Genomic DNA, 13,087 nt, shown 5'->3' with positions numbered 1-13,087 from the left:
CGACGCGGGTCGTCGAACCCCGACGGGTCGGTTCGGACGCGATCGAGTCCGCCTCGGGATCGCTGGCGTGTCCCGAGGGACGGTCGAATCCCACGAACGGCGATTTCAAACATGGTCCCGTTCCGCGTTCGGCTCCGCCGACGAATCGTTCGGTTCCGGTTCCACGGCCGGCGCATGCTCGCCCGCGGCGGTGGCGGCCGACTCCGCGTTCGCACACTGTCGACAGTAATAGTTGCGGCCGCCGGTTGCGGTCACCGGCACGCCCAGTACGCACACTTCCGCGCGGTAGCGCCGCTCGAGGCCGCGGTCGATAGGGCCGGCACACGCGGCACACGGGTCGTCGGGGGCGATGACGGTGCGGTCGTCGACCGTGTGTGTTCGCCCGTTCGTCAGCACCGAGTGGCGGTTCTCGAGGCGGCCACTGACCGACGGGAGCACGCTCGTCGCCGCAATCGCGAGGCCGAGTGCGAGCGCGAACAGACCGAGGCCCACGGCAGAGACCCCCAGTTGGACGCCGATCGCGACGAGGAGCGCCGCCAGCAGCCATCCGAGGACTGCGAGCCCCCGCCGGAACAGGGTCGAGTCGGTCGTGGTGTCGTCCGGTTGGCCGGTATCGACCGGCTCCGCTCGGACGACTGTTCGCTCGGTACCGTCGACGTATCGGTACGCGCCGTAGAGAACGTTGCCGATCCCCATCGTCCACCAACCGGTGAGCAGCGCGACCGCCAGGTGGTCGGCCAGGCCACCGAACGTCCGCCGGAGTAACACGGCGTGGTCGCCGAAGTCGTGTTCCAGTCGCCAGCCGTCCCGCGAGGCGGCGGCGATTCGACGCTCGAGGCGGTCGCGGTCTGTCGCCGGGTTCGAATTGCGGCCGCTCGTCCCCGCTGGCTCACGGCTCGTATCCGTTCGCGGGCGGTGTTCGGTCCCCGGCCGCGACAACGATGTCGCCGCCGACCGCGACCGTCGGCTCGAGCGGGCAATCATCGCGCCACAGTCCGGACAGTAGCGCATCGTGGGCTCGAGGGGTGCGCCGCAGTCGGTGCAGTACAGCGACCCAGTTCGGCCGTCGCGCCGGCGTCGCGGGCGGTCACTGCGCATAGTCGTGCGTCGGTGACTGCGACACTAACTCTTTGGAGCCGTCGGAATTCCAACTCGGACGGTCAGCCGATGATCCCGAGTCGAACCGCGGCACCCATCGCCCCGAAAAGCAACACCAAGAGCAGGCTGACGATGTAGTACGCGTGCCAGGCCCGCGAGGGACGGAACGGGTCTGGCAGGTTCTTCTCGACGACGTACCAGTTGGCCGGGTAGAAAAAGATCTCGGTGACCGCTAACACTGCGGCGACGTAGAGCAACAGCGTCACCGGGACTTCGCCCAGCGCGAGAACCATCGCGCTGCTGACGGCGACGACGCCGACGACGACGAGTTTCCGTACCCGCTCGCTGTCGATGTCGTCGTTCTCGAGGGCCATCGGCAGGATGTCACCGGTGGCCCGGGCAGCCCCATCGAGCAGCGTGATGACCGTCGAGTATAGCGCGGCGAACCCCCCGAGCAGCATGGCGTAGTACGACCAGTCGCCGAAGGAGTCGCTGAGAATCGCCCCGATCGCGACGGCGAGATTCGCGTCCGTCGGCGGCTCCGGGTAGAGCACGCTCGACGCCAGCAGTACCATGGCGACGATCAGCAGGAAGCTGAACGCGTAGCCGATGTTGAAATCGCGGCGGCCGGTCCTGATCCACGCCCGGATGTAGTCGTGGTGCTTCGGGTCGTCGGGATCGAGCCCGCGCTCCTCGAGTTCGCTTGCGCCCTCGCCTTTCGCCATGCTCCAACTGCCGATCAGGATACTCGTGCTGAAGCCGGTCGGCGCGAAACCAGCGGCGGCGGCGAACAGGCCGATAAAGACCGGCCCGGTCAGATCGGGCACTGCAAAGGCGGTCCCACGGACGATATCGCCCGATGGCGGTCCGACGATCACGCCCAGGAGGACGAGAAGGCCAAGTGCGATCGTAAAGGCGATCAGGGCCGTCTCGAGCAGGCTGTAGCGTGAGACGACGACGAGCAGCCCCGCCCCGCCGACGAAGACGACGTACGCGATGGTGGCGGTGAACCACGCGGGGGTGAGCGCGGCGACGAACGCGGCCGTGCTCATGCCGACGCTGGCCGTGATGAACGTATACATGCCGGTGAACACGAGGATCGTCACCCAGAGCGCCCAGTTCTTGGGACCGGGGAGTTGGTCGTAGGCTTCGATCGGGTTTGCGCCCGCACCGTAGTTGTACCGTATGCCGAGCTCCCAGGCCCCGTACTTCGCGGCGTAGATGAGCCCGAACATCCAGATCGCGACGATCCCGAAGGTCCCGCCGAGGGTAGGCGCGAGCACGATGTGGCTCCCACCGATACTGATGAGGGCCCACAGCATCGACGGGCCGAAGTGTTCCCTGAAAAACCCCCGCCAGTCCCGCTCGGGGTACTCGAGGTCCGGTTCGGGGACCGTCGTCTCCTCACCGCTCATCCGAATCACCGATCGCCCCGGATGTCCTCTCAGCGCCCGGGAACGCGGGGGCGAGTCGAATCGTCTCTCCGACAATGGTAACAAACATCATGGGTGTCGAAGGATTTCCCACGGGCCACTTATATCGTGCGACTTGCGGATCGGTACCACTGAGGTCGGCGAGATGGCTGGGTCTCCCGTCGGTGCCCTGTGACTGCAGGTGCAACCGGTTCCCGTCTGTGGCGGCTCTTCTCGGCTAGACTCGTGATATGGCCGACGACAACGACAGCGAACGGCCGTTGCACAGCGAGCCCGACGAGGAGGCGATCGACGAGCCGACGACCTCCCCCGCCCAGGAGGCCGACGAAACGGCGTGGATGGTAAAGGAGGGCGTCACGATCGGTCTCATCGCCATCGGGGCCATGGTGGTGCTCGGGCTGGGCCTCCTGCAAGGGACCGGTCTCGTCGATCCGTTCGCACCGATCGCGGACACCGAGTTCGGGCAGTGGGCGGCGTTCGCAGTGGTGGTACTCGTCGGTGTCGCGGTGTTCGTCTGGTCGCGACTGGGCGTCTAATCGCACCACAAGGATGTTTTCCGACCACCGCCAACCGTCCGTGTCGACCGCAGCAACCGCGTTCGTCGCTCGAGAGGTACGCGCTCTCGGCGCGGCCGTCCGCGCCGTTTATTCGTCGAGGGCGACCGGAATCCCGCGCCTCGCGACGTCGACGACGAACGCGTCGGCGTCGGCTTCGATCTCGGGAACGGTATCGTAGCGGATCGGGACCACGAGGTCGGGATCGATCCGTTCGGCCAACAACGCGGCTTCGTGGCGATCCATCGTGACCGTTCCGTCGATCGGCGGGAGGAAGCAATCGACGGTCACAGTGTCGTGAAAGCCGTGGACATCGGTATCGCCGGGCCAGAACGTGGTAACACCGTCGATCGTGATGCCGAAGCCACAGCCTCGACCGTCGGGATGATAGGGCACGCCCTCGTCGTCCGTGCGCGGTCCGTCGGGGTCGTTGTACGCCGGCGTCGTGAATAGGTCGAGCGGTCCGAGAACGAACGACTCGTCCGCGCGGACGCGTTCGACATCGAACGGCAGGTCCTCGGGTCGCTCGCTGCTGCCCTCGCTCGCGTCGATCGATTCGTGGACGACGACCAGCGCGTCATCGCGAGCGACCCGCCGAATCGATTCGGGATCGTAGTGGTGGCCGTGAGAAACGAGGATCAGATCCCCGTCTCGAGGCTCGGACCCGTCCAGAACGCCGGCTCGTTCCGGACCGGGGTCCGTGTAGACGACCGCACCGGTCTCTCCCTCGAGTCTGACGGTCGCGAGGCCGACCCACTCGAGCGTTACCGCGTCGAATCGTACCGTCATGCCTAGTGGTTCCTCGAGCGACCCGAAAAGGGTTCACCGATCGCGTCGACGGCTCGGTTCGCGGCTCGCAACTCAGGGAATCCGGACTGCGTGCTCGAGCGTGCCGACGCCCTCGACTTCGATCTCGATCTCGTCGCCGTCGGACAGGGGTCCGACGCCCTCGGGCGTGCCGGTCGCGATCACGTCGCCGGGCTCCAAGGTGAGGTAGGTCGTGATCTCGGCGATCAGTTCCGGGATCGAGAAGATGAGTTGCTCGCGGGAGCCGTCCTGTTTCGTCTCGCCGTTGACTCGCGTCCGCACCGACGCGTCGGCGGGTACTTCGTCGGGCGTCGCGAGTACGGGTCCCATGGGCGCAGCGCCGTCGAACGCCTTGCCGCGAATCCAGTTTCGCTCCTGGCGCTGGTCGTCGCGATTCGAAAGATCGTTGACGCAGGTGAACCCTTCCACGACCTCCATCGCGTCGTCCTCGGGGACGTGCCGGCACTGCTCACCGATGACGACGCCGAGTTCGGCCTCGTGGTCGATCCGGTCCTTTCCCGCGGGCAGGGACACGGTGTCGCCGTGGGCCGCGAGCGCGTTCGGTGGCTTCAGGAACAGCATCGGGCGGTCGGGAACCTCGGAGTCGAACTCCGCGGCGTGCTCGGCGTAGTTCTTCCCGATGCAAACGACCTTCGAGGGCTCCGACGGCGGGAGGATATCGATATCGTCGTCCTCGAGCGCGTAGCGCTCGGTGCCGAACCGAACCGTCCCGTTCTCGTACTCGCCGCGGCGGACCGCACCGGCCGGATCGCGAAAGCGGACGTATTTCATGTCGGTGGAATGGGCACAGGAGATGAAAAGGATTGAGGTGGTGTGGGGTTGCCCGGCCGATCAGGTGCCACCGTCTGTTGTCGGCGAAATAACGGGTTAGCGTGCGTGATCTCGTACCACTGCTGGATCGGAACGGAACGTTTTTCATTAGGCCTCGGCAACAACCAGTTGCGAAGCACGCTCCGTTGGTGTAGTCCGGCCAATCATTTCGGCCTTTCGAGCCGATGACCTGGGTTCAAATCCCAGACGGAGCACTCTCCTGTGGATCGACGTAACGAAACGGAAAGCGAACGCTCCGGTAATTGAAGTACACGGACATCCGAGCGAGGCGATTTTCATTTTCAGGACGCCTCGAGTCCGCTCTCGAGATAGTTCACGGGTGCGATCCGTCCGCGTGGCCGGTAGGAAGCGACGAGGCGACCGCCTCCGTGAGCGGCGGTCGGCCGTCTCACTCGAGTGTGCGGCCACAGTTGCGACAGAACGACGCGATCGAGTCGTTTGCTGTGGCACACGCGGCACATTGCCCGTCACGAGTGGTCGTCGACTGCGGTTCGGACGGGGCCGCAAGGAGGTGGTGTCGTGGATCGGTGGACGCGTCGATGACGTCGCTCCACGTGACGGTCGGGTCGGAGTAGCCCGCACGGGAACTCGTTCGAGCGATCAGTGACCGCCGTTGCATGCGGACGAGTCCGTTCCAGAACCCGAGGAAGAGCAGCGACGGAAGGAGGCAGAGCACAAGGACTGCCCCGACGAGTAGGACGGTCATACGGGTCGTTTCGTCTCGGTCTCTATGACCGCACTCATTGAATTGTTCACGAGTTATAGACGCGTCCATCGGACACCGAGATGGAGTGGTGTTTTCGGCGAGCGACCGCGAAGGTTGGTCGGGTCTCGATCACTAATTCAGCCCTCCCACGACTCGTCCGCACACATCGCAACACCGTCTCAATAGTACCGGATAGAACTGGATATTCGTAAACCCCTAGTACGTGGGGGAATTTATATCGGACAATGACCTACGAACACTTGGATTCCGATCTGGTCAACGAACTGCTCGACGACGGCCGCGCGAGTCTGCGAAGCCTCGCCGAGGAACTCGACGTCTCCGTCACGACCGTCTCGAACCACCTCTCCGATCTCGAGGACGAGGGTGTGATCGAGGGCTACACGCCGAAAGTCGACTACGATGCCGTCGGCTACGATGTCACCGCCGTCATGCAATTCAAAGCCGAAGGGAACGCCCTCCCCGAGATCACGGAGACGCTGAAGGAGCATCGGCAGATGATCTCGGTGTACGAGGTTACCGGCGACTACGACGTGATCGCCATCGGGAAGTTCCAGGACACGGACGATATGAACGATCAGATCAAGACGCTGATCACCGATCCCGATATCAACCAGTCGAATACGAGCATCGTTCTCAACTCCGTCTCGGAGAACGAACAGTTCGAACTCGACACGGAGTAAGCCGCCGACTACCGCGGTCTCCGACCCGGACCGCGAACGGGACGTGACAATACTTGTTCGGCTCGGTAATAGCCACAATAATCGATCGTTCCGCAAGTTATTAATAGCACGATGTGGCGGTAGGTATCGATGGGCCAATCCCTCGCAGTCGACACCGACGAGGTCCACGAGCGTATCGTCACCGGCGTCGCGACGCTCGAGGATATCGATCCGCTGTCGTTACCGCCGTTGTTTGAGGCGGTCGATCCCGATGCCCTCGCAGCGATCTTTGCGACGACCGAATCTGGCGAGCGCCGAGCCGGTCGGATCGGGTTTTCCTACGCCGACCACGAGATAACGGTCGAGTTCGATCAGCGCGACGACCCCATCGTGACGATCGACTGATCACGGGGGTCGTCTCCGAGCGATCGCTCGGTTACGCGTTCGATCGCCGATGGTGGGCCGCGAGCCGCGGCCGTGAGTTGCACGCCGACCCCGATCGAAAGAAGACTGATAGGGGTTCGTCCGGTACGTGGTGGCAATGGCGCGACTTGCTCGGCTCAGGGTGTATCCGGTGAAGGGGCTGGACGGCATCGATCTCGAGGCGGCCGACGTCCTCGACGGCGGGACGGTGGCCCACGACAGGGAGTTCGCACTGTTCGATACCGATGGCGACGTTCTCAACGGCACACGGACCGAGCGCGTCCACGCTCTGGATACCGAGTACGATCCGGCGACGGGTCTGCTCGCGGTCGAGACGCCCGACGGCGAGGTGCGGCAGTTCGATCTCGAGTCCGACCGTGGGACCGCCGCCTCCTGGTTCAGCGAGTTTTTCGACGTCGAACTGTCGCTCGAGCGGGACACGTCACTGGGGTTCGTCGATCGGCGCGAAATGGGGCCGTCGGTGATCAGTACGGCGACGCTCGAGACGGTCGCGTCCTGGTTCGACGAGATGACCGTCGAGGGTGCGCGACGACGACTCCGAGCAAACATCGAGATCGCCGGCGTCGACCCGTTCTGGGAGGATCGGTTCGTCGGCGCGGACGCACCGGCGTTCGAGATCGGTGGGGTCCGATTCGACGGGGTGACACCCTGTGGCCGCTGTGTCGTCCCCCGGCGCGATCCCGATACGGGGGAGCCGATCGAGGAGTTCCGAACGCGGTTCGTTCGAAAGCGAGAGGCGACGTTTCCCGAGTGGGCCGACCTCGACGCGTTCGATCACTACTACTCGCTGATGATCATCACACGCGTCCCCGAGTCCGATCGCGGCCGGACGCTCAGCGTCGGCGATCCGGTCGAAACCCGCCGGAACTAGTGGTCGATGCCGGGCCGCTGAAACGTCGTCTCGGCCTCCTCCCGGTCGTCGCTCGAGGCAGCCAGTACGTCCTCGAGTTCCGGCGCGGCTAGCACATCGTTTCGCGCGGGACCGGCCTGCCGCCGGAAGTAATAGGTCTCGGCACAGCCGGCGACCAGTTCGGAGAGCCGTCGATCCTCGTCGTGGACGACCGAGACGAGATCACCCGTCACCGCGACCAGCACCGCGTCGTCGGGTTTGTAGAGCGCGTCCCGGAGCTCGTTGACGGTACTGTCGGCCGGTAGTTCGAGGGTGACACCGTCGACGGTCGCCCATCGCGTCTCCATACCCGGTCGTTCGGCCGTGATCGTCTATACGATTGTGCCCGCAGACACAGGCCGATCACAGTGTCCCGATCGGTGACAGCGTTCAGCCATAGCGATCGCTCGGATTGCAGTTACGGGGGCGAAACTCCCCGGCAGTGGCCAGTGCGATAAAGTGGGCTCGGTTGGAGAACCGAGACGTGATGGGTGATCGAACGGGGGCTGCGATCGAGACGCTCGAGTACGTGGCGCGTTCACCGACCCGAGTACGGATCCTCGAGACGCTGGCAGCGGAGGGTGCCGTCTCGAGGGATGCGCTACGGGCCGAGGTCGACGTCGTGCGAACGACGCTACAACGGAATCTGGATGGATTGGGAGAACGCGGCCTGCTCCGCGAACGGGGTCGACGGTACGAACTCACGTCGGCCGGGGCCCTCGCGACGGGCGCGGTGACGAAAACGCTGGACCGGGTCGACGCGATGGTTCGGCTGCGGCCGGTGCTCGAGCGGATTCCGGCGATCGAACTCGGCTTCGATCTCGAGGGGCTGGTCGACGCGACGGTCGTCGAGTCCACGACGGCGAACCCCTACGCGCCGACCGAGTACCGCGCGGCGAGTCTCGCCGACGCGGAGCACGTCAGGGCCGTGCTGCCGGCGACGGCGGCGAAACCGCTCGAGGCGTCGCGAGAGGCACTCGAATCGGGGGCCGTCTTCGAGTTGCTAGTCACGGAGTCGGTCGCGGAGACGCTGCGGACGGAGCCGTCGGTCGCGGAGACGTTCGCGGCGATGGCCGACGCCGAGTCGCTTGCCGTCGCGGTCGTCGCCGACGAGGTCCCGTTCTATCTGGGGATCGTCGACGACGCGGTTCAGATCGGCGTCCACGACGAGAACGGGCTCCCGACGGCGCTTCTCGAATCGACCGATACGCGAGTCTGGGAGTGGGCGGTCGATCGATTCGAAGCCCTCGACCGGCGCGCGACGGCGATGGACGGTGCCGAGTAGCCGCCGACGATCGGCGGGTCACTACTGGCCGGTCCGCGACCGCGGTGCGTGCACGCCGTGCACAGACTGTGTGGGATACACTGATATCACTTCCACTCGGCACCTACGAGTGCGGTAGGTGGAGACTCTCGAGCGCGCTCTCGGACGCCGCTGACGGCTACTGGATGGGGGATGCCGGCGGGCGGACGATAGCGAGGGCCGCCGCGACGCCGGCCCAGGTTCCGACCCGTCGGAACCGCTTCGTTTCTCGATCGTGACTCACTCCGACCCTGCCCCAACCCCAACCGGTCTCGCTCGAGGCGACGACCGGATCAGGAAACGCTTAGGGCATCGCGTCCGGTAGCCCGAGTGTGAGCGAGAATCGCGTCGTTCAGGGACGAATGGTGACGGCCGAAAAACTCGCGGAACTCGTCGAGGGCGACGCCGTGATGGAGGTCGACTCGATCGAGGAGGCCGACGAGGAGTGCCCGGAGTGTGCCGGGAACGTCCTGCAGGTCGTCTACATGCCGTCGGTCACCGAACTCGTCACCGGCTGGAAGTGCCAGGACTGCGACTGGAGCGAAGCCGACCGCGACTGAGTCGCCCGAGCCGAGTGTCGACGGCCGACCGATAGCGATCGCTGTCCTCGTGGCACTCGCCGCCGGACGGAACGCGGTTCGTGCCCTTTCGAAACGTCGCGATGCTGCCAGTGCGTGTCGCGTCGAGCGTCGCCGCTACCAGATCAGCCACTCGAGCGCGGCGACGACGGCCGCGAGGAAGACGTGTTCGCCGTCGACGACGAACCCGTAATACAGCGGCCCGCGATCGGTGGTCGCGAAGGGGATGTACGCACAGACGTAGGCGTTCATCGCGAGCACGACGAGGAACTCGTGTGCAATCGCGCCGCCGGCGACGAGGGCGATCACCGCCGCGGCGACGGCGACGGTCGCCACCAACGACAGGAGACGGGTCCAGCGCGGGCCGAACAGGTTGGGGACCGTCGGGATGCCCTCCGCGAGGTCCCCTTCGATATCTTTCACGTCGAAGATCACCGCGGCGATGGTGATCATGATCGTGATATACCCGAACAGAAACAGGATCGCCGGCGAGCGCAACTGACCGTAGTAGTAGCCGACGCCGAGCGGAATCGCGCCCCAGGCGAATCCGACCACGAGGTTCTTCACGAGAAAGAGTTGCTTGACCCCGCCGACGGAGTACAGGAGCACGACCACGAGCGGGAGGAACATGTACACCGCGCCGGGAACTCCGACCGCGACGGCGATTCCGACTGCGGCGACGTAGAGGCCGACCCCCGCGGCCAACCAGAGCGTTCCGTACCGCCTGGTAAACGCCGCGCGCTGTGGAACGTTCCGCTCGTCCTCCTCGAGATCGGTAAATCGATTGACGGTGTAGACGAACATCGTCGCCGCAAAGACGATGAACAGCGGCAGGGGCTCGAGTGGCAGGTCCGCGAGAAGAACAGTCGTCACGGCGACGCTAACCGTCGCAAGCGAGATGAAGAGGTTGCTATGGACCAACAGGCGGAGCCCGGTCTTGACCGATGTTACCCAGCCCGGTGGTCGATGCGTCGCAGTGGAATTTCTCACGGCGGGTGCCCCTTGTCCGTGACCTTAGGAGAGGCGACGTTTGAATGCTGTGTCGGCTTCCGTCGACCGCTCGCGTTCGACCCCGGAACGGAACCCGTTCGAGCGATCGGACGCCCTCTCAGCGCGAGGTATCCGCCCGGAGTCCGGACGTGCGGGTACATCACACCCGAGTTCAGTTGAGAACCTACACAAAGAGGGCGACTGGGAAAACGGTACGGCCGTGACGTGCCCGGTATCGTTGATGCGCGTCGATGGAACGCCCGCGGCGAGTGGAAACTGGCATGATTTAAGCAAGGTCGGCACGCCCGTTCGAATGGCATGAAATTACACGAGTATCAGGCGAAGACCGTCTTCGCCGATGCCGGGATTCCGACGCCGGACTCGCAACTCGCGTCCGACGTCGACGGTGTGGTATCCGCGGCCGAGGAGATCGGGTACCCAGTAGCGGTAAAAGCGCAGGTACAGGTCGGCGGCCGTGGGAAGGCCGGCGGAATTAAACTCGTCGAGGACGCGGACGAGGCCCGAGAAGCGGCCGACTCCATCCTCGGCATGGACCTGAAGGGATATCACGTCGATCGGGTCCTCGTCGAGGAAGCGGTCGACTTCGTCAACGAACTCTACGTCGGGATCACGATGGACCGCGGCGAGGGCAAGCCCGTCGCGATGGTTTCGACCAAAGGCGGCGTCAACATCGAGGAAGTCGCCGAGGAGGACCCCGACGCCATCGCTCGCGAGCACATCGACCCCTCCTTCGGAATGCATCCCTATCAGGCCCGAAAGGCCGTCTACGACGCCGGTGTCGACCAGTCGGTCGCGCGCGATGTCTCGAGCGTCCTCACCACGCTCTACCAGCTCTGGGACGACAAGGATGGGGCCGACGCCGAGATCAACCCGCTGATGGTCACGGCCGACGACGAGGTCATCGCGGCCGACGCCGTGATGAACATCGACGAGGACGCCCTGTTCCGCCAGCCCGAACTCGCCGAGATGGAAGAGGAAGCCGCCGGCGGCGACGAACTCGAGCAGAAGGCCGACGAGTACGGCTTCGACTACGTCCGGCTGGACGGCAACGTCGGCATCATCGGCAACGGTGCCGGACTCGTGATGACGACGCTCGACTTGGTCGACCACTACGGCGGCCAGCCCGCCAACTTCCTCGACGTGGGTGGCGGCGCGAAGGCCGCCCGGATCGCGAACGCGCTCGACATGGTGTTCTCCGACGATAACGTCGATTCGGTCGTCTTCAACATCTTCGGCGGAATTACCCGGGGCGACGAGGTCGCCCGCGGGATCAACGAGGCGCTCGAGCAGTTCGACGAGATCCCCAAGCCGGTCGTCGTCCGACTGGCCGGCACGAACTGGGAGGAAGGCATGGAGATTCTCAACGAGGACCTCGTGACGGTCGAGCAGACCCTCGAGGACGCGGTTCAGCGTGCTGTCGAGTACGCTGGGGAGGTGAACGACCAATGAGCGTACTAGTCGACGACGACACGCGCGTCGTGGTACAGGGCATCACCGGCGGGGAAGGCAAGTTCCACGCCGAACAGATGATGGAGTACGGCACCAACGTCGTCGCCGGCGCGGTCCCCGACAAGGGCGGCCAGGAGGTCAGCGGCGTGCCGGTCTACGACACGGTCCACGAGGCCGTCGACGAGGAGAACGCTGACACGTCCGTGATCTTCGTTCCGCCGGCCTTTGCCGGCGACGCGATTTTCGAATCGCTCGACTCGGAACTCGACCTCGCGGTCGCCATCACGGAGGGCATCCCGACCCAGGACATGGCGCGCGTCAACAAGCGCCTCTCCGAGACGGAGACCCGACTCATCGGCCCGAACTGTCCCGGTCTCATCACGCCCGGTGAGGCGAAGCTCGGTATTCTCCCCGGCAACATCTTCGCCGAGGGGAACGTCGGGCTCGTCTCCCGTTCCGGGACCCTCACGTACCAGGTCGTCGATAGCTTGACTAATCGCGGGATCGGCCAGACGACCGCCATCGGCATCGGCGGCGACCCGATCATCGGGACCGACTTCGTCGACGCCCTCGAGCTGTTCGAGGACGACCCCGACACCGACGCCATCGTCATGTGCGGGGAGATCGGCGGCGAAGACGAGGAGGAAGCAGCCGCGTTCATCGACGAGTACGTCGACACGCCGGTCGCTGGCTTCATCGCCGGCCGCACCGCACCGCCGGGCAAGCGGATGGGCCACGCCGGTGCGATCGTCTCCGGCTCCGGCACGGGAACCGCGGAGAGCAAGATTAGCGCCCTCAACGACGCCGGCGTCCCCGTCGGCGACACCCCCGAAGAAGTCGCCGATCACATCGAAGAGTTCCTCGCGTAACTAGCCCGTCTCGCGTACGCAACGACCCGACCGCAATCGCGGGCGACCGGTTGCGGTCTCGCGTCCTTTTTCGAGCCGACTCGAGCGGCGGCGGGTCCTGCGTCCAGTACTGTGACCGCCCGGTGCCGGCTCCTCGTCGCTTTCCGCAGCAGATCATGGTCGTCCAGCGCGTCACTGTGGTATGCCGGTCCGGCTCGAATGCGATCGCTGTGGCTCCGCGGACATCCCGGAGCGGACGACCCGGACGACCGGCGGGACGCAGTGTCCGGCGTGTGGTGCAAAAGCGTCTCCGGTTCGACGGAACGGGCTCGCGTGGCATCCCGAGGTCTGATCGGACTCGAGGCGGGGACGATCGGACCAACGGGTTGGTTCCAAGCTGTCGCGATACGGACGTCGTGAGTCTCACCGACCGGA

15 protein-coding genes and 1 tRNA gene are annotated in these 13,087 nt (G+C 65.2%); 9 read left to right on the top strand and 7 right to left on the bottom strand.

Annotated elements, in window-relative coordinates:
- Positions 1–105: 105 nt before the first annotated feature.
- A complete protein-coding gene (locus C487_RS15930; RefSeq protein ID WP_152422524.1) occupies positions 106–1,098 on the bottom strand; it encodes a zinc ribbon domain-containing protein in 993 nt (330 codons plus the stop codon).
- Positions 1,099–1,160: 62 nt separating this feature from the next.
- The gene (locus tag C487_RS15925; RefSeq protein ID WP_006186849.1) at positions 1,161–2,513 is read right to left on the bottom strand and encodes an Nramp family divalent metal transporter; all 1,353 of its coding nucleotides are present in this window, start codon (positions 2,511–2,513) and stop codon (positions 1,161–1,163) included.
- 248 nt (positions 2,514–2,761) lie between these two features.
- Here C487_RS15925 and C487_RS15920 point away from each other — a divergent pair, with 248 nt between their 5' ends.
- On the top strand, positions 2,762–3,067 hold the full coding sequence (locus C487_RS15920) for a hypothetical protein (protein ID WP_006186848.1): 306 nt from the start codon (positions 2,762–2,764) through the stop codon (positions 3,065–3,067).
- 108 nt (positions 3,068–3,175) lie between these two features.
- Here C487_RS15920 and C487_RS15915 read toward each other — a convergent pair whose 3' ends face one another.
- Positions 3,176–3,874 (bottom strand): MBL fold metallo-hydrolase, encoded by a 699-nt coding sequence (locus C487_RS15915; protein WP_006186847.1) that lies wholly within the window; start codon positions 3,872–3,874, stop codon positions 3,176–3,178.
- Between the two features lie 72 nt (positions 3,875–3,946).
- Complete coding sequence (locus C487_RS15910) at positions 3,947–4,684, bottom strand: fumarylacetoacetate hydrolase family protein (RefSeq protein ID WP_006186846.1); 738 nt, start codon at positions 4,682–4,684, stop codon at positions 3,947–3,949.
- Between the two features lie 179 nt (positions 4,685–4,863).
- On the opposite strand from C487_RS15910, the gene C487_RS15905 reads away from it, so the two are divergent.
- Positions 4,864–4,938 (top strand) — tRNA-Glu (locus C487_RS15905).
- Between the two features lie 194 nt (positions 4,939–5,132).
- Here C487_RS15905 and C487_RS15900 read toward each other — a convergent pair.
- Positions 5,133–5,450, bottom strand: coding sequence for a hypothetical protein (locus C487_RS15900; RefSeq protein WP_006186845.1), 318 nt, complete (start codon positions 5,448–5,450; stop codon positions 5,133–5,135).
- A 245-nt stretch (positions 5,451–5,695) separates the two neighbouring features.
- On the opposite strand from C487_RS15900, the gene lrp reads away from it, so the two are divergent.
- The 3 genes from lrp to C487_RS15885 all read left to right on the top strand — a co-directional run bounded on the left by lrp (position 5,696) and on the right by C487_RS15885 (position 7,445).
- On the top strand, positions 5,696–6,151 hold the full coding sequence (lrp, locus tag C487_RS15895) for an HTH-type transcriptional regulator Lrp (protein WP_006186844.1): 456 nt from the start codon (positions 5,696–5,698) through the stop codon (positions 6,149–6,151).
- A gap of 129 nt (positions 6,152–6,280) precedes the next feature.
- Entirely contained in the window at positions 6,281–6,535 is a 255-nt protein-coding gene (locus C487_RS15890; RefSeq protein ID WP_006186843.1) for a HalOD1 output domain-containing protein, read from the top strand.
- Between the two features lie 136 nt (positions 6,536–6,671).
- Positions 6,672–7,445: an MOSC domain-containing protein gene (locus tag C487_RS15885; RefSeq protein WP_049908207.1), complete on the top strand. Its 774-nt coding sequence runs from the start codon at positions 6,672–6,674 to the stop codon at positions 7,443–7,445.
- Here the strand turns inward: C487_RS15885 and C487_RS15880 are convergent.
- Positions 7,442–7,771, bottom strand: coding sequence for a hypothetical protein (locus tag C487_RS15880; protein ID WP_006186841.1), 330 nt, complete (start codon positions 7,769–7,771; stop codon positions 7,442–7,444). The genes C487_RS15885 and C487_RS15880 overlap by 4 nt on opposite strands.
- Before the next feature lie 179 nt (positions 7,772–7,950).
- Between C487_RS15880 and C487_RS15875 the strand changes: the two genes are divergently transcribed.
- The gene (locus C487_RS15875) at positions 7,951–8,748 is read left to right on the top strand and encodes a helix-turn-helix transcriptional regulator (protein WP_006186840.1); all 798 of its coding nucleotides are present in this window, start codon (positions 7,951–7,953) and stop codon (positions 8,746–8,748) included.
- Positions 8,749–9,098: 350 nt separating this feature from the next.
- Positions 9,099–9,326, top strand: coding sequence for a DUF5795 family protein (locus C487_RS15870; protein ID WP_006186839.1), 228 nt, complete (start codon positions 9,099–9,101; stop codon positions 9,324–9,326).
- A gap of 135 nt (positions 9,327–9,461) precedes the next feature.
- Here C487_RS15870 and C487_RS15865 read toward each other — a convergent pair whose 3' ends face one another.
- The gene (locus C487_RS15865; RefSeq protein WP_049908206.1) at positions 9,462–10,334 is read right to left on the bottom strand and encodes a UbiA family prenyltransferase; all 873 of its coding nucleotides are present in this window, start codon (positions 10,332–10,334) and stop codon (positions 9,462–9,464) included.
- A 318-nt stretch (positions 10,335–10,652) separates the two neighbouring features.
- Here C487_RS15865 and sucC point away from each other — a divergent pair, with 318 nt between their 5' ends.
- Together sucC and sucD are read left to right on the top strand one after the other, a co-directional pair.
- On the top strand, positions 10,653–11,804 hold the full coding sequence (gene sucC / locus C487_RS15860; RefSeq protein WP_006186837.1) for an ADP-forming succinate--CoA ligase subunit beta: 1,152 nt from the start codon (positions 10,653–10,655) through the stop codon (positions 11,802–11,804).
- A complete protein-coding gene (gene sucD / locus C487_RS15855; RefSeq protein ID WP_006186836.1) occupies positions 11,801–12,673 on the top strand; it encodes a succinate--CoA ligase subunit alpha in 873 nt (290 codons plus the stop codon). The genes sucC and sucD overlap by 4 nt, the downstream gene beginning before the upstream one ends.
- Positions 12,674–13,087: the final 414 nt, after the last annotated feature.

The sequence above is a fragment of the Natrinema pallidum DSM 3751 genome, assembly GCF_000337615.1.
In the GTDB taxonomy this organism is placed as follows: Archaea; Halobacteriota; Halobacteria; order Halobacteriales; family Natrialbaceae; genus Natrinema; species Natrinema pallidum.
This window is presented reverse-complemented; position numbering and strand designations above follow the sequence as displayed.